The 24599-nt window shown below is 43.9% G+C and carries 16 protein-coding genes and 1 tRNA gene; 14 read left to right on the top strand and 3 right to left on the bottom strand.

Going from position 1 to position 24599, the window contains the following annotated elements:
• Window positions 1-5: 5 nt before the first annotated feature.
• The 7 genes from JZY04_RS16865 to JZY04_RS16835 all read left to right on the top strand — a co-directional run bounded on the left by JZY04_RS16865 (window position 6) and on the right by JZY04_RS16835 (window position 11890).
• Complete coding sequence (locus JZY04_RS16865) at window positions 6-1445, top strand: ATP-binding protein (protein WP_122141484.1); 1440 nt, start codon at window positions 6-8, stop codon at window positions 1443-1445.
• 163 nt (window positions 1446-1608) lie between these two features.
• Entirely contained in the window at window positions 1609-2172 is a 564-nt protein-coding gene (locus tag JZY04_RS16860) for an RNA polymerase sigma-70 factor (protein ID WP_022011483.1), read from the top strand.
• Window positions 2173-2225: 53 nt separating this feature from the next.
• The gene (locus tag JZY04_RS16855; RefSeq protein ID WP_032536840.1) at window positions 2226-3236 is read left to right on the top strand and encodes a FecR family protein; all 1011 of its coding nucleotides are present in this window, start codon (window positions 2226-2228) and stop codon (window positions 3234-3236) included.
• 116 nt (window positions 3237-3352) lie between these two features.
• Window positions 3353-6766: a TonB-dependent receptor gene (locus JZY04_RS16850; RefSeq protein WP_122141485.1), complete on the top strand. Its 3414-nt coding sequence runs from the start codon at window positions 3353-3355 to the stop codon at window positions 6764-6766.
• Window positions 6767-6788: 22 nt separating this feature from the next.
• The gene (locus JZY04_RS16845) at window positions 6789-8276 is read left to right on the top strand and encodes a RagB/SusD family nutrient uptake outer membrane protein (protein ID WP_122141486.1); all 1488 of its coding nucleotides are present in this window, start codon (window positions 6789-6791) and stop codon (window positions 8274-8276) included.
• A gap of 123 nt (window positions 8277-8399) precedes the next feature.
• A complete protein-coding gene (locus JZY04_RS16840) occupies window positions 8400-10793 on the top strand; it encodes a hypothetical protein (protein ID WP_122141487.1) in 2394 nt (797 codons plus the stop codon).
• 341 nt (window positions 10794-11134) lie between these two features.
• Window positions 11135-11890 carry a NigD-like protein gene (locus JZY04_RS16835; protein ID WP_005778786.1) on the top strand — a complete coding sequence of 252 codons (756 nt, stop codon included), beginning with the start codon at window positions 11135-11137 and terminating at the stop codon, window positions 11888-11890.
• A 673-nt stretch (window positions 11891-12563) separates the two neighbouring features.
• Here the strand turns inward: JZY04_RS16835 and JZY04_RS16830 are convergent.
• Window positions 12564-12640, bottom strand: a tRNA-Met gene (locus tag JZY04_RS16830).
• Between the two features lie 219 nt (window positions 12641-12859).
• On the opposite strand from JZY04_RS16830, the gene JZY04_RS16825 reads away from it, so the two are divergent.
• The 4 genes from JZY04_RS16825 (at window position 12860) to JZY04_RS16810 (ending at window position 17729) form a co-directional block, all read left to right on the top strand.
• Window positions 12860-13246, top strand: a complete 387-nt coding sequence (locus tag JZY04_RS16825; protein WP_122141676.1) for an START-like domain-containing protein — start codon at window positions 12860-12862, stop codon at window positions 13244-13246.
• A gap of 76 nt (window positions 13247-13322) precedes the next feature.
• Window positions 13323-15227, top strand: coding sequence for an LptF/LptG family permease (locus JZY04_RS16820; protein ID WP_122141492.1), 1905 nt, complete (start codon window positions 13323-13325; stop codon window positions 15225-15227).
• A gap of 11 nt (window positions 15228-15238) precedes the next feature.
• Complete coding sequence (locus JZY04_RS16815) at window positions 15239-16453, top strand: bifunctional 3,4-dihydroxy-2-butanone-4-phosphate synthase/GTP cyclohydrolase II (RefSeq protein WP_005778652.1); 1215 nt, start codon at window positions 15239-15241, stop codon at window positions 16451-16453.
• An 82-nt stretch (window positions 16454-16535) separates the two neighbouring features.
• Entirely contained in the window at window positions 16536-17729 is a 1194-nt protein-coding gene (locus JZY04_RS16810; RefSeq protein WP_005823072.1) for a pyridoxal phosphate-dependent aminotransferase, read from the top strand.
• Window positions 17730-17889: 160 nt separating this feature from the next.
• Here JZY04_RS16810 and JZY04_RS16805 read toward each other — a convergent pair whose 3' ends face one another.
• Window positions 17890-18060: a DUF362 domain-containing protein gene (locus JZY04_RS16805; RefSeq protein ID WP_005810660.1), complete on the bottom strand. Its 171-nt coding sequence runs from the start codon at window positions 18058-18060 to the stop codon at window positions 17890-17892.
• A 159-nt stretch (window positions 18061-18219) separates the two neighbouring features.
• Here JZY04_RS16805 and metA point away from each other — a divergent pair, with 159 nt between their 5' ends.
• The 3 genes from metA to JZY04_RS16790 are packed head-to-tail and all read left to right on the top strand — an operon-like array spanning window position 18220 to window position 21931.
• Complete coding sequence (metA, locus tag JZY04_RS16800; protein WP_005810659.1) at window positions 18220-19137, top strand: homoserine O-succinyltransferase; 918 nt, start codon at window positions 18220-18222, stop codon at window positions 19135-19137.
• A complete protein-coding gene (locus JZY04_RS16795) occupies window positions 19134-20960 on the top strand; it encodes a U32 family peptidase (RefSeq protein WP_122141493.1) in 1827 nt (608 codons plus the stop codon). Before metA ends, JZY04_RS16795 begins: the two co-directional genes overlap by 4 nt.
• A complete protein-coding gene (locus JZY04_RS16790; RefSeq protein ID WP_022011547.1) occupies window positions 20957-21931 on the top strand; it encodes a zinc ribbon domain-containing protein in 975 nt (324 codons plus the stop codon). The genes JZY04_RS16795 and JZY04_RS16790 overlap by 4 nt, the downstream gene beginning before the upstream one ends.
• A 262-nt stretch (window positions 21932-22193) precedes the next feature.
• Here the strand turns inward: JZY04_RS16790 and JZY04_RS16785 are convergent, their stop codons facing one another.
• Complete coding sequence (locus tag JZY04_RS16785) at window positions 22194-24596, bottom strand: TonB-dependent receptor (protein ID WP_122141495.1); 2403 nt, start codon at window positions 24594-24596, stop codon at window positions 22194-22196.
• Between the last annotated feature and the right edge of the window lie 3 nt (window positions 24597-24599).

The following is a 24599-nucleotide window of genomic DNA, read 5'->3' as shown; positions in this document are numbered from 1 at the left end:
CGATTATGAATATAAAAACCAAATTACTTTTCGGCATTGGAATATTGGCCGGAATGATCATTTTACTGGTAACACTTTCAGTGGTTAATCTTCAGATTTTGACGGCTACGGAACCTGACAGTCCGGTTGCTATGCCTTCTTTGGAACGTGCTCTTTTATGGATTTCCATAACGGGTGGTATTTGTATTTTGACGGGGTTGGTTCTGCTTATTTGGCTACCCCGCTCCATTAATAGACCAGTAAAGGAACTGACTCGTGGAATTCTGGAAATAGCCAATCATAATTATGAAAAGAGATTGGATATGAAGGGATATGAAGAATTCAGGGAGGTTTCCGATAGTTTTAATCGTATGGCAGAGAAACTGACAGAATATCGTGACAGTACGTTAGCTGATATTCTTTCTGCAAAAAAATTTCTTGAGGCTGTAGTCAATAGTATCCATGAACCGATTATCGGGCTGAATACCGAACGAGAAATTCTTTTTATTAATAATGAAGCACTGAATGTGCTCAATATGAAGCGTGAGAATGTGATTAGACACTCGGCTGAGGAACTTTCTTTGAAGAATGATCTGCTGCGCAGACTGATACGTGAACTGGTGACTCCCGGCGAAAAGAATGAACCCTTGAAAATCTATGCGGATAATAAAGAAAGTTATTTCCAGGCTTCTTATATCCCGATTGAGAATGCAGAGGCAGAAAAAGGAGAAGCCCGTAATTTGGGAGACGTCATTTTGCTGAAAAATATCACAGAATTTAAGGAACTCGATTCGGCAAAAACAACCTTCATTTCCACAATTTCTCACGAACTGAAGACCCCCATTTCTGCCATTATGATGAGCCTTCAGCTATTGGAGGACAAGAGGGTAGGAGTTCTGAATGGAGAACAAGAACAGCTGTCAAAGAATATAAAGGATAACAGCCAGCGTTTGCTTGATATTACCGGAGAATTACTGAATATGACTCAGGTGGAAGCCGGTAAACTTCAGATGATGCCGAAAATTACAAAACCTATCGAACTGATTGAATATGCCATTAAGGCCAATCAGGTACAGGCCGATAAATTCAATATACAGATAGAAGTGGAGTACCCTGAAGAGAAGATACCTAAGTTATTTGTGGATAGTGAAAAGATAGCTTGGGTGCTTACTAATCTTTTGAGCAATGCAATCCGCTATTCTAAAGAGAATGGACGGGTGGTGATTGGTGCCCGGCGTGAAGAGGAGTATATCGAACTCTATGTCCAGGACTTTGGGAAGGGGATTGATCCGCGATATCACCAAAGTATTTTTGATCGTTATTTCCGTGTACCGGGCACCAAGGTGCAGGGGAGTGGTTTAGGATTGTCTATCTCAAAAGACTTTGTAGAAGCACATGGAGGTACGTTGACCGTGCAGAGCGAATTGGGTAAGGGGAGCTGCTTCGTGATGAGACTGAAGGCTTGATGATGATTGTAAATGACAGAGGTGAACTTGTGGCTCTGTAGGGCATTTTCCGGAAAAAACAACTTATAACATCTTTATATTAAGCTTTTTTTGTTATTTTTGTCGGCGTATTGATATATAATCTGATACTTGTCTAAGTTAATCTTTTAAGCGAGGTATAATAATGCATTCTGAAATCGCAGATGAAAAATTGCTGGTCGTCCAATTCTCACAAGGAAACCATATAGCGTTTAAGACATTGTTTGTGCGTTATTATCCAAAGGTGCGCTCTTTTATTATGGGATTGGTTAAATCAGAGAGTGAAACGGAAGATTTGGCACAAGAGGTTTTTCTTAAGCTGTGGACCCATCGGGAACGATTTCGTGAAGTGGAAGTCTTTGGTACTTATCTGTATGTTTTGACTAAAAATACAACTTTCAATTATTTGCGTTCCAGGCAGAATCGTCAGGATGATCAAAGGGCTGATTCAGTGGAAGAGTCTACGGATACTACACCTTACGAAGAGTTAGTTGCCAAAGATTTGCAATTATTGATTGATATGGTGGTAGAGAACATGCCTCCTCAACGGCAAACGATTTTCCGGTTAAACCGTGAGGCTGGGCTTACCAATGCAGAAATAGCGGAAAAGTTGCAGATAAGTAAAAAAACAGTTGAGAACCATCTTAACCTGGCATTGAAAGAACTGAAAAATGCTTTGTTACTCTTTATTTTTCTCTATTTATGTTAATACGGTTAGGGATAAACTCGGATTTATACGTCCTATTATAAATTACTAATAGAATGAGTTATTTAAAAAATATAATCACTTACTTTTTCCATCATCCGGCATCGGAAGAGGTGGCGGGGAGAGTGTATAAACGATTAACCGACACAAATAGCAAGCAAGAGAAAGAGGAGGCTTTGTCTGGTATTTGGGAACAGATCGGTTTCCCGGAAGGGGATGAACACGAAACATTAAGAGCGTTTGAGAAGCTGGAACAACAGATTGGAGGAAGCTCTGTGAAGTTGGAACCGGACTCTCCGCGTTTCCGTATTCCCCGGTGGACTTGGGTTGCTGCATCTATCATCATCCCTCTATTGCTTTTATTCGGTTCTGCTTATTTATATACAGAAACTCTTACTATCAAGAATGAACTCAGTAATGTGACCTTCATCCAATACTATGTTAATAATGGGAAGAGGGAACAAATTATCTTACCCGATCAATCGAAAGTTTGGCTCAATTCCGGTTCTCTGTTGGTTTATCCATCTTCGTTCATTGGAGATGAACGTGAAGTTTATCTGGCTGGTGAAGGTTATTTCTCAGTAACGAAAAATAAAGAATGTCCTTTCATTGTGAAAACGAACTCTATTTCAATCAGTGTACTTGGTACGGAGTTCAATATAAATGCTTATCCTAATATCGATAAGGTCGTGACAACTTTGGAAGAAGGATCCATTCGTATGTTGCTGAATCGTTCCAATTCATCCTATTTACTGGAGCCTGATGATCAAATCGTTTATATCCCGTCTACCGGACATATAGAGCGAAAACGGGTAAAAGCTTCTGATTATTCTGATTGGAGAGATGGAGGTTTATATTTTAGTAGTAGTCCGTTTAAAGAAGTGATACAGACCTTAGAACGCGCCTATTCGGTTCAGGTACATTTACAGACTTCTATTTATCAATCCAATAATCTAACTATTCATTTTTATCCTAATGAGTCGATAGAAAATGTAATGATGCTGATCAAAGAAATGATTCCAGGACTTGAATATCAGATAGAGGGGAAAGATATTTATATCGAATAAGATTTTAAATATTAGCTTTTGTTAACGTTTTGTCGTTGGGTGTAGTTAAATAACAGACTGTCCTATTGTAAAAGTCGCCAAAGGACGGCTATTGTTTAACTAAAAAAAATAATATTATGAACAAAAATCGATCAATCCGAGTGGCAACCTTCTGCCTTGGTTTGATGTTGGCGGGTTCTCTGCAAGTACATGCCCAGAAAGTTACGTTTCGGGATGGAACAGTATCATTGAAACAAGCGTTTGAGAAGATCGAAGCATCTTCGAAGTATAAAATCGCTTATAATGATTCACACCTGAACGTCTCCCGTAAGGTTTCGTTAAACCAGAAAGAAACTGAAGTCCTGGAGATATTGGCAACCATCCTGAAAGATACGGGTTATACATACAAAAAGAACGGCAACTACATCGTTATTGTGCCGGTGGAGCAAAAGCCTGCTTCAAAGGTAAAGAAAGTGAAAGGAGTTGTAAAAGATGCCAGTGGCGAGGCGATTATCGGAGCAAATGTATTAGTAAAAGGTACGACAACAGGAGTAATTACCAATCTCAATGGAGATTTTGAGTTAGAAGTGCCGGATAACGCAGTATTACAGGTTACATATATTGGATATGTACAGCAGGATATAGCTGTAAAAAACCGGAATCAATTAACTATCTCGCTGAAGGAAGATACTAAAACTTTAGATGAAGTTGTTGTCGTAGGTTATGGTACTATGAAGAAAAAGGACCTGACCGGAGCTGTAGCATCAGTGAAGATGGATGATACTCCCTTAAGTACAATCTCTACGGTAAGTCATGCATTGGCAGGTAAGGCTGCTGGATTGCAAGTAAACACAGTTAGTGCCCAGCCGGGTGGGGGTACAACATTTCGCATTCGTGGAGCTGCTTCGACCGGTGCAGGTAATGATCCGTTAATTATTGTGGATGGATTTCCTGTAAGTAATGCGGGAAATGTCAGTGTCGGTTATAACAGCAATAATGGTACAACTGATAATATATTGGCCTCTATTAATCCCAATGATATAGAATCAATTGAAGTATTGAAAGATGCCAGTTCTACTGCCATCTATGGTGCGCGCGCAGGCAGTGGTGTTATCATTATTACGACTAAACGGGGAAAAGAGGGGAAACCCAAAGTTACCTATTCAGGATCGGCTACTGTACAGACCATGGCTACCCAATATGAAATGTTGGATGCACAGGATTTTATGATTCAGTCTAACCGCTGGTTCAAGGAAAAATGGATGTATGACAATAAAGTTGGTATTTATGGCGGTAAGAGTGAATCGGATGTCGCCAGTGCATATCGTCCAAAATATTCGGATGCGGAGATTGCGAATCCGGTGAACGATACGGATTGGTTTGATCACATTACGCGTACCGGTTTTCAGACACAGCATAATATTTCTATCAATGGAGGTACAGAATATACCAAATATCTGATTTCGGGTAACTTTTTTAATCAGAAGGGTATTGTGAAGAATAATGGTATGTCGCGTTATACCGGACGTGTTAATTTGGATCAGAAACTTAGTAAATATGCAAAAGTCGGTATCAACCTGACTGTGAGCCGTAATACATTGGACAATGTTCCGTTGGGAGCGGGGCAAAATGAATATGCCAGTATTTTAGTGTCGGCAGCTCAGTTTAGTCCTCTACTTTCGGTCAAAGATGAAAATGGTGATTACAGTTTGAATCAACAAGCTGCTTATATTCCAAACCCTGTTTCATTACTTGAGATTAGTGACCAAACGACTAAAGAACGTTTGTTGGCTACTCCGTTTGTTGAAATTAAACCTATTAATGAACTCACATTAAAAGCGAGCTTCGGCATTGACCGCAACTACCAGCGTCGTGAAGTGTATATGCCCAAAACAACTCTTTATGGAGAAAAGGCAGATGGACGTGCAGATATCGGGCAATATGACAGATCTGATTATTTGCTGGAACTGACAGCCAATTATGCAAAGCGTTTTGGTAACCATAATTTGAATGCTTTGGTCGGATATTCTTTCCAGCGTTTCACCAGCAAATATCTGAATGCCGGTAACCAGGGTTTTTTGACGGATGCTTTTCTGTTTAATAATCTGGGTGCAGGTACTTATGAGAAACCATGGGTTGGTTCTTCCGCTTCTAAAAGCGAAATGGCTTCTTTCTTCGGTCGTGTAAATTATACCTATAAAGATCGTTATTTGTTGACTGCCACTCTTCGTGCTGATGGTGCCTCTAACTTTGCAAAAAATAACCGCTGGGGATATTTCCCTTCTGTCGCTTTGGGTTGGAGATTTACGGAGGAAAATTTTGCCCGGTCTTTGAATTTGGATAAAGTGCTATCTAACGGTAAGTTAAGGTTAAGTTACGGACAAACAGGTAACTCGAATATTGGAGATAAATCAGTCACTTATTATGGTACTGGATATAATAAAGTTTTCGGTAATAAAGAATATACAGGAGTTTATGTCAGTCAGATCGGTAATCCGGATTTGAAATGGGAGACCACGACCGAGTGGAATGTAGGATTGGATCTGGGCTTCTTAAACAACCGTTTTAATGTAACGGCAGAATACTTTCATAAGGTAGTTTCTGATTTGCTTAGCTCCCGCAGTGTGCTTTCATATAATGAAGTAGGTTCAATTGCGGCCAATATTGGTAAAACACAAAGCCAAGGATTTGAACTGACAGTCAATACAAAGAACTTTGATACAAAAGATTTTAGCTGGAATACCGATTTCACCTTCTCATTCTATCGTGATAAATGGAAAGAACGTGACGAGAGCTGGAGCCCGAACCCATACGACATGTATAATGCTCCGTTGAGGGGATACTATATGTATCTGTCTGACGGGTTGATTCAGCCGGGAGAGGAAGTATCCTGGATGCCGGGAGCCCTACCGGGACAGGTGAAATTAAAAGATATTGATGGATATGCATACAATGCAGACGGAACTTATAAAACCGATAAACATGGCATTCCATTGAGGACTGGAAAGCCGGATGGAAAGATCGATTATGCGGATGCTGTATTTAAAGGTTGCAGTGATCCGGGGTATTTGTTGGGATTGAATAATACTTTCCGTTATAAGAATTTCGATCTGAATGTTTACTTCTATGGGCAGCTGGATTTATTAAAGAGTGGTTCTTATAAAGATTATTGGATTGTTGGTTCAGGGACAATGACTGGAGTGAATAACTTATATCGTGGCTATAACATGCCGACTTCGGCTAAAGATGTGTGGTCACATGATAATACATCGGGTAAGATGCCGGGTTATTTTCAATATATGAGTAATTATGGATATGGAGACTATTTTCTGGAAAAGAGCTGGTTTATTCGATGCCGTAATATTACATTGGGATATACATTGCCTGTTAAATCGGCAAAGAAGCTGATTTCCAATGTACGTATCTACGCTGATGTAAACAACTTGTTTACTATTACTCCGTATGATGGTTTGGATGTGGAAACGGATGATTCTTATTGGGCATATCCTAATGTGCGCAGTTTTAGTATTGGTCTGGATATTACTTTCTAAGCAATAAAAAATAAAGAATGATATGAAAAAGATAATTTATATATTTTCCCTGTTTATCGCAGTGATTGGTTTATTGGATTCTTGCATTAACCTGGAATCCGAATCATACGACTCTATTAATACAACTATATTTCCAACTAATGCAGATGATGCAGATGCACTGGTTATTGCAGCAGCTTACGGTCCGTTCCGTGCAGATGGATATGGCGGATTATTTCAATGCGCTAAAGGTGGTCTGGCCTCCAATACAGATATGTCTACCGACCTATTGGACTGTAAATGGGGAGATTCATGGTGGCCGGCTGTATTACAGTTGAATTTCACTGCTACCTCTGATATCCCTACTTCTTTTTATGGTACGTGGGCGAATCATATCGGAAAGATGACATTGACATTAGACCGTATTTCTGGTATTGATATGAAAGAAGAGGAAAAAACACGTTTAGTTGCCGAAACACGTTGTGGACGTGGCTGGTTAGCATATATTCTTTACGACTTGTATGGCCCTATTCAGATTCCTTCATTAGAAGTTTTACAGAATCCTACCCAGAAGGTCATTGTACCTCGTTCTTCAAAAGAGGAAACAGTGAAGCTGATTGAAGATGATTTGAAAGCGGCAGCTGAAGTACTTCCTGCTAAATATAGCAAGTCTGATGAGAACTTCGGACGATTTACCAAAGGACTGGCATATACGGTGTTGATGAAACTTTATATGCATGAAAAAGAATGGGGCAAAGCTGTGGAATGTGGAAGAGAAGTTATGAAATGTGGGTATTCGTTGGTTACTAATTATAAGGACATCTTTACTTTAGAGAATGAAGGCAATGATGAAATGATCTTTTCATGTATTGAAACCAGAGGGGTAAATGAGCAAATGTGGCATGCACATGTGTTGCCAAGTAATTATCCTACAACTAATCCGAATATCCAAAAATGGAATGGCTATCGTATGCCATGGCAGTTTTACCACAGTTTCGATCCTAAGGACAAGCGTCTGGAAGTTATTTGTAGTGAATATGTAGGAACAGATGGGGTGACATACAATGAAACTAATCCGGGCGAGTATCTGGATAAAGGTGCATTGCCTATTAAGTATGGAGAAGATCCGACACAAACCAGTGAAAGCAGTGAAGTAGATGTTGTTGTTTACCGTTATGCCGATGTATTGACTCTGATGGCTGAGGCATTGGCACGTAGTAATAATGCAGTTACTCAGGAAGCTGTGGACCGTCTGAATGATGTACATACACGTGCAGGATTGACTGCTTATCAGTTGAGTGATTTTACCTCACTGGACGATTTTCTTGGAGCTGTTCTTAAAGAACGTGGGCATGAATTATGGGGTGAGGGCTGCCGTCGTAGTGATCTGATTCGTTATGGATTGTATATTGATTATGCTATCAAGTATAAGGGATCTACTACTGCAAAAGAGTATATGAACCTGATGCCGTTGCCGCAGAGTGTCATTACCGAAAGTAGTGGACAGGTCATTCAGAATGAGGGTTACTAATGCTTATTAAGAGATTATTATAAATTTATTCAAAACGGATTCCGCAATTTGTCATGGAGCATCTTATGATTCTTTAAATTGCCGGGATCCGTTTTTTCACAATTAGAATAGAAAAAACAGATTATGCTTTTTAAAGGAATACGTTTAGCCGTTTTATTATCCGGAATGTTGATTTTCAGTCCAATGACTCCGGCACAAATTGTTTTGAAACACCCTGGTTGGGAATGGAGAATTTCTGAAACCGGATGTGCGGAACAACTAATATTTAAAAATAAACAACGAAATGATACAGTACCTTTTTTCCGTAAGGGCGATCATGCCGGCCCTTCTTTCTATGCTAAACGCGAGGGAAAAGAGATACGTGCGCCTTGGATTCCGGATGGATATGCTTCCTATCGCAGCGAAATAGACGGGGTGCTTTGCTGCATTTCCTATACAAAAGTTCATGGGCAACCTGCATTGAGGGTAAAGTTGACTAATGAGTCACCAGTTCCTTTTCAACCTCAGAAGGCAGGGCTTAAGTTAGGTATCGATACATATATGGACAAATATCCGGATTGGTTCGGTAAATATTTTCCAACTTTGATGAGAAATGAAAAGACTCATTTTTACGGGTATCTGCAGACTCCTTCCGGACATACATTGGGACTTGTGTCACAACAGCCTGTAGCATCTTGGAGTGTGGACTATAATTTGGGATATCAGGATCCGGCACCGTTTTGGTTCATGGGGCATCGCATTGAATCGCTAAATCTTGACTTGTTGAATGCCTTACCTTTACCGTCTCGTCATCCGCAAGATTTGTATGAGTTGAAACAAGGCGAAAGTAAAGAGTGGACCTTCCTGTTCATCAATGTGGGGAAGCTGGATAATTTGGAATATGCTATAACACAAGCTGCAGATATTCCTTTGATTGATATTCGTCAGACCTCTTATGCTGCGCATGAGGAAGCGTCATTCATGCTTACAGCGGATACTCCAGAGGTAAAAGTAACTAATGATGTGGGGGCAGAGTTACCTGTTGTACTGACTAAAGCGGAGGGTAAACGTTGGATGGGAAAGGTTAAACTGGGAGATGCAGGACTTTATACTCTTTCCGTCCGTTCGGGCAATAAGGTTGCCGAAGCAGTATGGACGGTGCATCATCCTTGGCAGTGGGTGATGAAAAAGGCACGTGAGAATGTAGCCCGTTATCATCAGAAACCCACATCACATGCCGAAAGTTGGTATGGGTTCTATTCGGCCTTTCTGGCCGCCCGTTATTTTCCGGATAAAACATTGGATAAACAATTGAGTGACTATTTTGATCAGCTCTACAATAAATTGCATGATCCGGAAAAAGTGGAGCCATTGTATTTTAAAACTCGTATTCAAAATACTTCTACTACAATTGGGATGTTGGCAGATAAGTATGAGGCACAGGGAAATTTGGAGGATCTGAAGAAAGCATCGAAATTGGCTGACTGGATGATTCGGACTTCTCAGCGTGATGACGGAGCCTATTATAATCACGGAACAGTCTATACCAGTGTTATTTATATTGCTAAAAGTGTTTTAGAACTTGCTGTTCTTGAACGTAAACTGGGTGAGCAAGATCCGTTTTGGAAAGATTGTGCCGAACGTCATTTTTTATCTGCCAAAAAGGCAATTGACCAATTGGTTGCATCACAAGGTGATTTCCAGACAGAGGGAGAGTTGACATTTGAGGATGGAATGATTTCTTGTTCGGCTTTGCAGATCGGTATGATGGGGGTTCTTGAAAAAGATGCTGAAACACGTAAATATTATACTGATGCAATGCTGAAGATTCTTAATAGTCACGATTGTCTGACTCAGCTTCGTGTTCCTGATGGACGTCGCCGGCAAGGTACTATGCGTTATTGGGAAGCGCAATACGATGTGCAAATGTTACCGAATATGTTTAATTCGCCACATGGTTGGAGCGGATGGCGTGCATATGCTACCTATTATGCCTATTTGTTGACAGGTGACGAGAAATGGTTGGAACAGACATTTAATGCAATGGGGGCTTTTGCTAATTTGATTGATTATAAGACAGGACAGTTGCGTTGGGCTTTTGTTGTTGATCCACACCTTGAAGTAGAACAGGCATGCAGTGCTGATACAAAATTGAACTTTTCAGATCTTAGTTTTGGCAATCCGCATCCCAAATTATATGATACCCGTAAGTTTGTTATTGGCGAACAATATGTAAACATGATCAGCGATTGGCAGACAGTCAATACTCAGGATAATGATGTGCACGAACTGTTTAAGTGTATTGGTGAGACGGTACTGACTAATGCTTTTGTGATAGAACGTCCAAATGGTGAGGTGGTTGGATATAATTGTCGTGTATCCGGAAAAGGTAATACACTGACAGTAAAGGCAGATGAAAAACAAATCGTGAATCTGCATTGTAACTTGAAACAACCGTTCTCTGTGACTTTTGGTGGCAAATCCCGCTCTTTACCCAAAGGATACTGTGATTGGGCCTTTGGGCAATCCGGTTATTAATTTTTCGATAACTTTCATTGATCCCCTGTATTCATAAAACGAGATGTGTGATATGTTCCGTTTTATGAATATAGGGGATGTCTTTTGAAGAAACTGTTTTTATGAGAAATTTTGGCTTACCCATAGGAATACTTATCTTAATGATGTAAGTGATGAACTTGTCATCAAAAAATAGTAATTGATATGGGCGGTTTCAAAAGATCATATTTTGGACCTGAAAGTACTCTTTGCCGTTGATATTATTTTTAATTAACACTCTTGGATGCAGGCTTTTCGGAATTGTTTTATTTCTATAAATAGAGAGAACCTATTTTGAATGTCTAATGAAAATGAAATCTATTATGAAAGTCTGTTCATTCTTGAATAAAGGAGTTATAATTGCGATGGCGGTTGTTTGTTCTGCCGGTTTACAGTCTTGTCTGGATGACAATGATAAGTACTATTATGTAGGAGGATTTCCTAATGCACTTGTAACGGTGAAAAACGCGACTGATGGTTCATGCTTTTTGCAGTTGAATGATAGCACGACATTATTGCCTACTAATATGACCTCTTCCCCTTTTGGCGAGAAAGAAGTAAGGGCATTGGTGAATTATGATGAATTGGATGAATCAGGTGGAAAATATGATAAGGCCATACAGGTGAACTGGATAGATAGTATTCTGACCAAATCGATTGCACCTGATCGGGGGACGGAAAATGATGTTGTATATGGCACGGATCCAGTCGAAATTGTGAATGACTGGGTGACTATTGCAGAAGATGGTTATTTGACTCTACGTTTCAGAACAACGTGGGGAGACTATCATAAAGCCCATTTCGTAAATTTATTGTTAAGCCAGAATCCGGAGAATCCTTATGAGGTAGAATTCCGTCATCATGCGTACGGAGACACATATGGTACGATGGGAGATGGTCTGGTCGCTTTTAAACTGGATGGTCTGCCGGATACAAATGGTAAAACAGTCAAATTAAAACTAAAATGGAAATCATTTACCGGCGATAAATCTGCAGAGTTTGACTATTGCACTCAAAAGTCTGTTACACCAGTTAATGCAGCAATCACATCGGTAAGGAGTAATTTGAACTTAAAATAACTTCTCAAGCCCAAAAAGGTTACGTTTCTGTGAATCTCGATTGGAGCATACGGCTTGCCGGGATCTGAAATAGATAGGAGCGTAGTCCTTTTCTATTAACATTGTTAATGCCTTTTTCAGAACGTTTTTTTCTATTTGCAAAGAAGAAGTCTTTTGTGCACAAAAGACTTCTTCTTTATTATCAAAAGGCTTGTTTTAACAGTACGTTAAAACAAGCCTTTTGCAGGAATGTAACTAATGCTTATAATTACTTGATTTTTAATCTTATGGAGTAATGTTAGAACTTTTACTCCCCAATTTTCTCCTATAAGGTTTAGCGGGGATATTTGCTATTTTAATAAGTATATGTGCTTTGATAAAAAAAAGTAGGTGGTTGAACCTTTCGATAAGATTGTTTGTTTTGACTTCCTGCATTTACCTCGTTTCAGTAAATAGACTTACATAGTTGAAACATTATCATTTTCCCTTGTTGATAGCCTGTTTGAAGTAATGGTTAATAGAATGAATGTAAACTTGTAATCAATTGAAGCTTATTTTGTTATCCTGTTGATAACTTTGGTGGATACCTGTTAATAACCTTGTTGATAACTGAGTGAAATGTATGAGGGGAGCAGCGTGTCGGGCAATAAAAAAGCGCCCAAGAGTGGAAGCCTCCTAAACGCTAATTTTCTTTTGGTAGCGGGACCCGGGATTGAACCGGGGACCTCATGATTATGAATCATGCGCTCTAACCAGCTGAGCTATCCCGCCATTGTTTCTCGATTGCGGGTGCAAAGATAGAGCCTTTTTTTTAATCTCCAAAACATTTTCTATCTTTTTTGTGTTTAACTTAAAAAAACATCTCTGAAAGTATGATGAACAGGCTATTTCTGACTCTGAAAGAAGAGATGTAATGAAGAAAGTGAATTAATTATGCCTTGTATTTAGAAAAAAGTATTTATCTTGGCACACACAATCAATAATAAAGCTATGAAAAAGGAGAAAATACATTTGGAATACCTTCTGAATGCGACTTCTAAAAATATTCTTTGGTCAGCAATAAGCACACCTACCGGTTTGGAGGACTGGTTTGCAGACAAAGTGGTATCAGATGATAAAACAGTGACTTTTTGTTGGGGTAAAATCGAACAGCGTCAGGCAACTATTGTTGCCATTCGGGCCTATTCGTTTATTCGTTTCCATTGGCTTGATGACGAAAATGAAAGGGAGTATTTTGAAATAAAAATGAGTAATAATGAATTGACGGGCGATTACGTGCTTGAAATTAGTGACTTTTCTGATCCGGAAGAGGTTGATGATTTGAAGGAATTGTGGGATTCCCAAGTGAGTAAGTTACGTAGAACATGCGGTTTTTAGTTAACTTTCAACCAAAAATTTTTTGCACTCCTTTTTTTGTGCTAATTTTGTATCTTAATTGCATGAAACTATTAAGATGCTACGCATAAAAAGATTAGATATTTTTATAATAAAGAGTTTCTTATTACTCTTTGTCGGTACATTTTTCATCTGCCTCTTCATCTTCATGATGCAGTTTTTGTGGAAGTATGTAGACGAATTGGTGGGAAAAGGGTTAGAAATGAGTGTACTGGCTCAATTCTTCTTTTATTCTGCGTTGAGTCTGGTACCGATGTCTCTGCCTTTGGCAGTGTTGTTGGCTTCTTTAATTACGTTTGGTAATTTTGGCGAGCGTTTTGAATTGCTCGCCATGAAGGCAGCAGGCATTTCGCTGCTTAAAATTATGCGTCCGCTCATTGTCCTTGTCTTCGCCATTTGTTGTGTATCCTTCTATTTCCAAAATGTCATAGGGCCGCGGGCACAAGCCAAGTTGGGCACTTTGCTCATTTCGATGAAGCAGAAATCTCCTGAGGTAGATATTCCCGAAGGAGTTTTTTATGATGAAATTGATGGGTATAATTTGAAAGTGCAAAGAAAAGACCGTAAGACGGGCATGCTCTACGATGTGATTATTTATGATTTCTCCAATAACTTTGATAATGCACGTATTATTGTAGCCGATTCGGGGCGTCTGGAGATGACAGCCGATAAGCAGCATCTTTATCTACATCTGTATAGCGGTGAGATGTTTGAGAATCTGAAGGCACAGAGCATGAGTTCGAAGAATGTTCCTTATCGCCGGGAATCTTTCCGGGAGAAACATACGATCATTCAGTTCGATTCGGACTTTAATATGGCTGATGCTAGTATTATGAGCAATCAGTCTACCACCAAAGATATGATAAAAATACAGGCTTCCATCGACTCGATGACTGTATTGGCCGATAGTATCGGCAGGCAGTATTACATTGAAGCAAGTAAGGGGCCGTATCGCACTGCGGCCGGACTGACCAAGGAAGATACCCTGAAGATGGAGGAAGCGCGCATTGGCGATTACAATGTGGATAGTCTGTTTAAAGTTGCTACCTTGATGAATAAGCAGAAGATCATAGCTTCAGCCGTTGGCCGTACGGAGAATCTGTCGAGTGATTGGGGGTTTAAGAGCTTTACAATGGCTCAGAATGATCTTAGCATACGAAGACATAAAATAGAATGGCATCGGAAAATCACAATTTCTCTTTCCTGCCTCTTATTTTTCTTTATTGGCGCACCTTTGGGAGGCATTATCCGCAAAGGTGGATTGGGTATGCCGGTTATTGTTTCCGTGTTTACCTTTATCATTTATTATATTATTGATAATACAGGCTATAAAATGGCTCGCGACGGGAAGTGGATTGTATGGATGGGGATGTGGATGAGTTCCGCCATTCTGGCTCCGCTGGGATATTTCCTGACTTATAAATCGAATAAAGATTCTGTGGTATTGAATACTGATGTTTATATTGCTTGGTTTAAGCGAGTATTCGGTGTGCGCAGTGTCCGCCATCTGTCAAAGAAGGAGGTGATTATTCATGATCCGGATTATCGGCGCCTTCCCTCTGATCTGGATGCACTTTCGGAGGAGTGTAAAAACTATATGGAAAAGAACCGGTTGTCTAAAGCTCCTAATTATTTTAGTTTGTGGATGGCTGCCGGTCAGGATCAGGAGATCATTGCGATTAACAACCGCATGGAGTCATTGGTAGATGAGATGTCCAATACCCGTTCGTTGATATTGCTTCAGAAGCTGGAGAAATATCCGATTATCCCTGTAAACGCACATGTGCGTCCGTTCCATAATTATTGGCTTAATATGGCAATTGGAATTTTGATGCCTATCGGTTTATTTTTCTATTTCCGTATCTGGGCTTTCCGTATACGCCTGAATAAGGATATGGAACGGATAATTGCATTGAACCGGGATGTAGAACTTACAATAAAGGATATTAATAACAAAAATTAAGATATAAGAGTATGGAACCAATAAGACTGAATACCATCGAAGAGGCGATAGCCGACTTCAAAGAAGGTAATTTCGTAATTGTGGTAGATGATGAAGATCGTGAAAACGAAGGTGATTTCATTATTGCTGCCGAAAAGATTACTCCGGAAAAAGTGAATTTCATGCTGACTCATGGCCGTGGCGTACTTTGTGCTCCTATCACGGAAGAACGCTGTGCCGAGTTGGAACTGGATATGCAGGTGTCATCCAATACTTCAATTTACGAGACTCCCTTTACGGTTACTGTCGATTTACTTGAGGGATGCACGACGGGAGTTTCCATGCACGACCGTGCTATGACTATCCGTGCTTTGGCCGATCCGAAGACAAAACCTTCCGATTTGGGACGTCCGGGGCATGTCAATCCTCTGCGTGCCCGTTCGCGTGGAGTCCTTCGTCGCGCTGGACATACTGAGGCGAGTGTCGATTTGGCTAAACTTGCCGGTTTGTATCCTGCTGCCGCGTTGATTGAAATCATCAATGAAGACGGAACCATGGCTCGTCTGCCCCAATTGGTGGAAGTGGCCCGTCGTTTCGGATTGAAAATAATCTCCATCAAAGACCTGATCGCATACCGTCTTCAGATGGAGTCGATTGTTGATAGAGGAGTGGAAGTGGATATGCCTACGCAGTTCGGACATTTCCGTCTGATACCTTTCCGTCAGAAATCGAACGGGATGGAGCACATTGCATTAATAAAAGGAACGTGGGACAAAGACGAACCGATTCTGGTACGTGTGCACTCTTCGTGTATGACTGGTGATATTTTCGGTTCATGCCGTTGTGAATGTGGTGAGCAGCTTCATAAAGCTATGCAGATGATCGAAGCTGCCGGAAAAGGGGTAATTGTCTATATGAATCAGGAAGGTCGTGGTATTGGTTTGATGAACAAGATTGCCGCTTATAAACTCCAGGAAGAAGGATATGATACGGTAGATGCCAATCTCCATTTGGGTTTTGATGCCGACGAACGTGATTATGGGGTCGGTGCGCAGATTCTGCGTGAGATCGGAGTGAAAAAGATGAAGTTGATGACGAATAATCCGGTGAAGCGTATCGGTCTGGAAGCCTATGGGTTAGAGATTACCGAGAACGTGGGAATAGAGGTTAAACCGAATCCTTATAATGTACGTTATCTGAAGACAAAGAAAGAGCGGATGGGGCATACGCTTCATTTTAATAAGTAAACTGTCTATTTGCTTTCATATATCAAATATTATAGTTTATTTTGCAATCAAATTCACTCAACAACAATAAAATAGATACGAAATGAACCAACTATCAGACCGTTTGAACAGCTTGTCGCCTTCGGCGACTCTTGCTATGTCGCAAAAAAGCGCTGAGCTGAAAGCTCAGGGTGTTGATGTAATTAACCTCAGTGTGGGAGAACCCGACTTCAATACTCCCGATCACATCAAAGAAGCTGCCAAGAAAGCGGTAGATGACAACTTCTCTCGTTACTCTCCGGTTCCGGGCTACCCGGCTTTGCGCAATGCAATCGTAGAGAAACTGAAGAAAGAAAACGGTCTGGAATATACAGCCGCTCAGATTTCTTGTGCAAATGGTGCAAAACAATCTGTATGTAACACCATCATGGTGTTGGTAAATCCGGGTGATGAGGTGATTGTGCCTGCTCCTTACTGGGTAAGCTATCCGGAAATGGTGAAACTGGCCGAAGGTACTCCGGTGATTGTAACTGCCGGTATCGAACAGGATTTCAAAATCACTCCTGCCCAACTGGAAGCTGCCATCACTCCGAAGACCAAAGCTTTGATTCTTTGCTCACCGTCTAATCCGACCGGTTCTGTCTACAGCAAAGAAGAGTTGGCCGGTCTGGCTGCCGTATTGGCTAAGTATCCGCAGGTTATCGTCATTGCCGACGAGATTTATGAGCACATCAATTATATCGGAAAACACCAGAGTATCGCTCAGTTCCCCGAGATGAAAGAACGTACGGTGATTGTAAACGGTGTGTCAAAAGCATATGCGATGACCGGATGGAGAATTGGTTTCATTGCCGGTCCGGAATGGATTGTGAAAGCCTGCAATAAACTTCAGGGACAGTATACTTCGGGTCCTTGCTCAGTTTCTCAGAAGGCTGCTGAGGCTGCTTATACAGGTTCTCAGGCTCCGGTGGAAGAGATGCGTAAGGCTTTCGAACGTCGTCGTAACCTGATTGTGAAGTTGGCGAAAGAAGTTCCGGGATTTGAGGTGAATGTGCCGGAAGGCGCTTTCTACCTGTTCCCTAAATGCAGTTCTTTCTTTGGCAAATCTGTTGGGGATCGTAAGATTGAGAATTCGGATGATCTGGCGATGTATCTGCTTGAGGATGCTCATGTAGCTTGCGTAGGCGGTACTTCGTTCGGTGCTCCGGAATGCATCCGTATGAGCTATGCCACCAGCGATGAAAATATAGTTGAAGCGATCCGTCGCATCAAAGAAGCATTGGCTAAGCTGAAATAAGACTCTGCCAATCAGATAAAGGAGAAGGATGTATCGGTGAAAAGATGCATCCTTCTTTATTTTTAAGAGTATCCGGTTTCAATAGCCGGGTAGGGGTAAAAATCAATAAAGGCCGCTTTCCATCAGGAAAGCAGCCTTTATCTTGTTTTGGGGGATTGTATTATTCAGCTGGGTGAATTGCTTCAGAAGGACATACATCTGCGCAAGTACCACAGTCTGTACACTGTTCAGGATCAATTGAATAAATATCACCTTCAGAGATAGCGCCAACCGGACACTCGTCAATACAAGTTCCGCAAGCAATACAATCATCACTAATTACGTAAGCCATTTTGTTTGATATTTTAATTATTAGTACTAATTTGTAGGTACAAAAATAGAGTTTTTAATCATTAGTTGGTATCGATTTTGATTAAAATGTTTTAATTTGTATATCTTCTAAATAAGGAAAACACTATTTTTGCATTGATTATTAAATACGTATGCAATTATGCCTTTAAATTTACCCGATAAGCTTCCTGCGATAGAACTATTGAAAGAGGAGAATATCTTTGTGATAGATAACTCCCGCGCAACACAACAGGACATCCGCCCGCTACGCATTGTCATCCTCAACCTGATGCCGTTGAAGATTACGACAGAAACAGACTTGGTGCGTCTGCTCTCGAACACTCCGCTTCAGGTGGAGATATCTTTTATGAAGATAAAGAGCCACACTTCGAAGAATACACCGATAGAACACATGAAGACATTTTATACCGACTTCGACAAGATGAGGGACGATAAGTACGACGGTATGATCATTACCGGTGCGCCGGTAGAGCAGATGGATTTCGAGGAGGTGAATTATTGGAACGAAATAACGGAGATATTTGACTGGGCACGTACCCATGTCACCTCTACGCTCTATATATGCTGGGCCGCGCAGGCCGGTCTGTACCATCATTACGGTGTGCCCAAGTATGCACTGGACAAGAAGATGTTCGGCATTTTCAAACATCGCACGTTGCTTCCGTTGCATCCCATCTTCCGCGGGTTCGATGATGAATTTTATGTTCCCCATAGCCGGCATACGGAAGTGCGGAAAGAAGATATACTAAAGGTGCCTGAACTGACATTGCTTTCGGAGTCGGACGATTCGGGAGTGTATATGGTGGTGGCTCGCGGTGGGCGTGAGTTCTTTGTGACGGGGCACTCGGAATATTCGCCGTTGACACTGGATACGGAATACCGCCGGGATGTGTCGAAAGGTCTGCCTATCGAGGTTCCTCGCAATTATTATGTAGATGATGATCCGGACAAGGGGCCGCTGGTGCGTTGGCGCGGACATGCCAACCTGTTGTTCTCCAACTGGCTGAACTATTTCGTCTATCAGGAGACTCCTTATAATATTGAAGATATCAGATGATAAAACAACGTAAGATAGAATTGCTGGCTCCGGCCAAAAACCTGGAATGCGGCATGGCTGCCATCGATCATGGGGCGGATGCCGTATATATCGGTGCGCCGAAGTTCGGTGCCCGTGCGGCAGCGGTCAATTCATTGGAAGATATAGCCGCTTTGGTGGAGTATGCCCATTTGTATAATGTGCGGATTTATGTCACGGTCAATACGATCCTGAAAGATGAAGAACTGAAGGAGACGGAGGAGATGATCCGGGCCCTGTACCGTGTCGGAGTGGATGCGCTTATTGTGCAGGATATGGGAATCGCCGGTCTGGAGCTGCCGCCCATTCCGTTGCATGCGAGCACGCAGATGGATAACCGTACGGCAGAGAAAGTGAGATTTCTGGCCGATGCGGGCTTCCGCCAAGTGGTGTTGGCGCGTGAACTTTCGTTGCGGGAGATCGGCAAGATACATGAGGCTTGTCCCGACGTGCCTCTGGAAATCTTTGTGCACGGAGCGCTCTGTGTAAGTTATAGCGGGCAGTGCTACGTCAGCCAGGCTTGTTTCGGGCGTAGCGCCAACCGGGGTGAGTGTGCCCAGTTCTGTCGTTTGCCGTTCAGCCTGGTCGATTCGAACGACCGGGTGATTGCGAAGGACAAACATCTTCTTTCACTCAAGGATCTCAACCAAAGTGAGGAGCTGGAGGCTCTGCTCGATGCCGGTGCCTCTTCTTTCAAGATAGAAGGCCGGTTGAAGGACGTTTCGTATGTAAAGAACGTGACGGCCGCCTACCGCCAGAAGCTGGATGCCATCCTTGCCCGCCGCAAGGAGTATGTGCGTGCTTCTTCCGGCAGCTGCCGTTACGCTTTCAAGCCTCAGCTGGACAAGAGTTTCAGCCGTGGTTTTACGCATTATTTCCTGCACGGGCGCACCAGGGATGTTTTTTCGTTCGACACCCCCAAGTCGCTGGGAGAGGAGATGGGGACGATGAAAGAGGCCAGGGGGAATTATCTGACCGTGGCGGGATTGAAGTCGTTCAATAACGGTGACGGTGTTTGCTACATTGACGAGCAAGGCAAACTGCAAGGTTTCCGCATCAACCGTGTGGAGGGCAATAAGCTCTATCCGCAGGAGATGCCCCGCATCAAGCCCCGAACGGTGTTGTACCGTAACTTCGACCAGGAGTTTGAGAAGATACTCGCCCGCCGGTCGTCCGAACGCAAGATGACCGTGGCCATCCGGCTGGCGGACACTGCCTTCGGATTCGCCCTGACGCTGACGGATGAGGATGATAACCGTGTGACCCTGTCGCTGCCGCGTGCGAAAGAGCAGGCGCGTACGCTACAGGAAGAGAACCTGAAGACGCAGCTGGCTAAGTTGGGGAATACTCCTTTCGAAGCGGAACGCGTCGACATCGACTTCACGGAGAACTGGTTTCTGCCTGCTTCGGTATTGGCCGATTTCCGCCGGCAGGCGATTGAGAAACTGATTGCCGCCCGCCGTATCAACTACCGGAGAGAGCTGGCGGTGCTTAGGCCTACGACTCATGCTTTTCCGCAGACGACGTTGACCTATCTGGGAAATGTGATGAATGCGCGGGCTGCCTCTTTTTATGCCGGGCATGGCGTGGCAAGCATTGCTCCTGCTTTTGAACAGACGCCTGTGGAGAAGGCGGTGCTGATGTTCTGCAAACATTGCCTGCGCTACAGCATGGGCTGGTGTCCGGTTCATCAACGGGAACGCTCTCCGTATCGTGAACCTTATTATCTGGTATCGACGGACGGCAAACGCTTCCGCCTGGAATTTGACTGCCGGAACTGCCAGATGAAAGTGAGTGCCTTATGAAAATGAAGGGGCTCTGCGCGCGTCTGTGTTATGCTGTGATAGGCTTTTTCCTGCTGGCGGCCTGCCATTATTCACCGCCCGATCTCACTGCCGAGGGGCTGGGGGAGAAAACAAAGGACTCTTTAGCTTATCTTTTCCGGTACCATTATACTTGGAACACGAATCTGGAGGTGCTGGACGACTCCGTCCGGTTGGAATATCTTCCGGTGAAGGATGCCTATGTCAGTCTGAACAAGGGTGACCGGGTGGTCGTGGCAGAGTTTTCCATTCATCCGCAGGACAGCGTGGACAGCGTATGGGTGAAGCTGGCCCATTCGCAGGACGTCCAGGGGTGGGTGCGCAACCGTGATCTGGTGCGCTCCTTCGTGCCCACCGATAGTATTTCGCAGTTTATCCACCTTTTCAGCAATACTCACGCTTCGTATTTCGTCATCATTTTCGCCCTCTTTGTCGGGGCCTACCTGCTCCGTGCTTTCATGAAGAAGCAGTTGCAGATGGTTTACTTCAATGATATCGACAGCGTCTATCCCCTTTTCCTCTGTCTGCTGATGGCGTTCAGTGCTACGGTTTACGAGACGATGCAGGTGTTTGTCCCCGATACCTGGGAGCATTTCTACTTTAATCCCACCCTTTCGCCGTTCAAGGTGCCTTTCATCCTTTCGGTTTTTCTGCTGAGCATCTGGTTGTTTATTGTCGTCACGCTGGCCGTGCTCGACGATTTGTTCCGCCAGCTCACTCCTGCCGCCGCCGTTTTCTATTTGCTGGGGCTGATGTCTTGCTGCATCTTCTGCTACTTCTTCTTCATCCTGACCACGCACATTTATATCGGTTACCTGTTTTTAGCTTGCTTCATCTGGCTTTTTGTGAAGAAGGTGCGTAGGAATTCCGGCTATAAATACCGCTGCGGAAACTGTGGGCAGAAACTCCGGGAGAAGGGGGTATGCCCGCATTGCGGGGCGATCAACGAATAAGATCTTCTCACCACAGAGGACACAGAGGACGCAGAGTTTTAATTCCGCTCGCCCTTGGAGGGTGGAGGACAGAGAAAAGAGAGAGAGAAAAACTCCTCTGTGTCCTCTGTTCCTCTGTGGTGAGAACAGTGAAAACTACGGTGCACCGTCGTCGGAAAAACGGTGCACCGCTCTTAAACAAACGGTGCACCGCTCTTGAGGAAACGGTGCACCGTTGTTTCCGCCCCCTTCGGGCGTCCTTCCGGAGGCGCAGGCTTCGGCGTCAGAACCGGCAGCGCACGTCTACCCCGAAGTGCACCGGACGGCCTTTTTGCATGAATCCGTTGCCCATTGATTCGAAATAGAACGCGGCATATTCCTTATCCAGTATGTTGCGTACCCAGAATCCGATCTGTCCGTTTCCCTTCTCCAGGCTGACACGTCCGTTCAGGGTTCCGTAGAACGACTGGCTGACGTTGTTCTGCTCCGTCCAGTAGATCCGTCCGACACCGTTGTAGTTCAAGTTCACCTGTACCCGGTCCAGCCAGTGGCGGGGAGCGATGCGGAAGATGTATTGCGCGCCCACGTTGAGCGTGTGTTTGGGGACGAAAGGCACGTAGTTGCCGTTATAGTTTTCTTTTTCTTGCAGGCTGCCGTCCTCCGTTTTCTGGCGGACGACGTAATCGGTGAACGTGGCATACGTATATCCGTAGTTAGCGTTCAGGCTGAGCGCGTCTGTCAGGCTGCTGCGCAGGGCGACTTCGGCGCCATAACTTCGGCTCTTGCCGGCATTGATGGTGATGCGTCCCAGTCCGCTTTCGGCAAACTGCGCTATCTGCTGGTCGCGCGTATCCATATAATAGGCGGCGAGGTCGGCCCAGAGACGGCCTTCCCACAGGGTGAGGTGCGCGCCCGCTTCGTAGTTCCACGAGTATTCGGGCTTATACGTGGTCGATGCCTTCACGTCGATCTTCTCTTCCGGCATCATCTGGCCGATCATCCCGGCGTATTTCTTGAACACGTCGCTTTCCATCATGGCGGTTTTCATCGAGTTCTTCAGTTCGCTCTGCACCAGGTCGGAGAACATCTGCACGTTGTATCCTCCCGAACGATAGCCGCGTGAAACCGTGGCATAGACGCTGTTCCCTTTTTGCCATTCATATTGCAGGGCGAATTTGGGGAGCAATTGCAGGTAATCGTTCTTCAGCTTGCCTTTGAAGGATGCCGGGGCCTTCATGTGCTGGTCCTTCAGGTTCAGCATGGGCGGCATGCTGATGCTGAAATCAAAGTCCATCGGGTCGCTGACGGAGTTGTACGTCATCGATATCTTTTCATAGTCCAGGCGCAGGCCGGCGGTAAAGGAGAGCCCTTCGGTGAAGAGGTTGTTGAATGTAGACTGGTGGTAGATCGCTCCGCTCAGTATCGGAGTGTCAAAGTTGCCGCTGACGCGGAGTGTCGGGTTGTTCACCGTCAGCGCCATCCGGGGGGCTTTGGGGCCTAAGTTGGCGAAGGCCTTGTTGGCGCCTCCCTCTATCACCTCTTTTACCCCGTCTTCTTTAAATATCACCGGTCCGTCTGTGTTCAGCCACTGATAGAAACCGAAGGCGCCCGTAGTCCATTGCCAGTTGCTTCCCGGTTTCGATTTCAGCATCACTTCCTCCGAGAGGGTGTTCAGCTTCTGCTTCTGAATCAGGTTGAACAGGTTCTTCTCCGTGAAGTCCTGGTCGAGAAACATGCGGTCGTTCAGGTTCTGGAATCCGGTTACGGCGCTCAGGATGAACTTCTGCGCCTGGTACTCTATGTTGACTCCCGCATTCAGCAGCCCGCGGCGGTAGGTGCTCTCGTCGTTGTACGAGATCTTGCCGATTCGTTCTTTTCGCGGATCGTCCTCTCTTTCCGCCGGGTCCACTCTTCCTGTGTAGAAGTACGGATATCCCCCTTCGTGGCTGTACTCGTAGCTGATGTTCAGGTCCAGCTTCAGGTTCTCGCCGGGCAGGTAAATGCCGCGGAACCGTCCGCCTGCTGCCTGACTCTTGTCTATTCTTTTGTTAAGGTAGGTATTCTTGAAAAATCCGCCGCCGTATTCGTAGAATCCGCCCGTTGAAAAAGCGAATTGATCCGATACACGATGGTAGTGGGTCACCGAAGCGTTGTAATTGTTGTAACTTCCGGCACCCAGACGGAGGTCGGTGCCCTGATAGCTGAAAGGCGATTTGGTGTGCACCTTGATCAGTCCGCCCATGGTGTTGCGCCCATAGAGGGTCCCCTGAGGGCCGCGCAGCACGTCGATGCGTTCGATGTCGGCGTAGTTGAAGTCGAACGCCGATTTGTCGATATAAGGTACGTTGTCCACATACAACCCCACGGAAGGCGTGTTGATGCGTGAGCCGATTCCGCGGATATAGATGGCGGAAGTCAGCCTGGAACCATAGTCCGGTATGAAGATATTCGGCACAAGGGCAGTCAGGCTTTTGATGGAATTTACCTGGTTGGCCTGCATATCCTGCTGCGAGAGCATGGTGACTGCGGTCGGCAGCTCCCGTAGTTTGCGGTTTTCTTTCGGAGCGGCGATGACTACGATTTCTTCTACGTCTATCACCTTCAGTGTGTCCTTCGGCAGCTCCCCGGCCCATGTTCCGCTGGCCGAAAAGAGGGCAAGAGCAATAAGAATGCTGTTTTTCTTCATTTA

Source organism: Bacteroides sp. 11BF (assembly GCF_019633765.1).
GTDB classification, from domain to species: domain Bacteria; phylum Bacteroidota; class Bacteroidia; order Bacteroidales; family Bacteroidaceae; genus Bacteroides; species Bacteroides hominis.
Note: the sequence above shows the minus strand (reverse complement) of the source record. Positions and strands in the feature narration are given on the sequence as shown.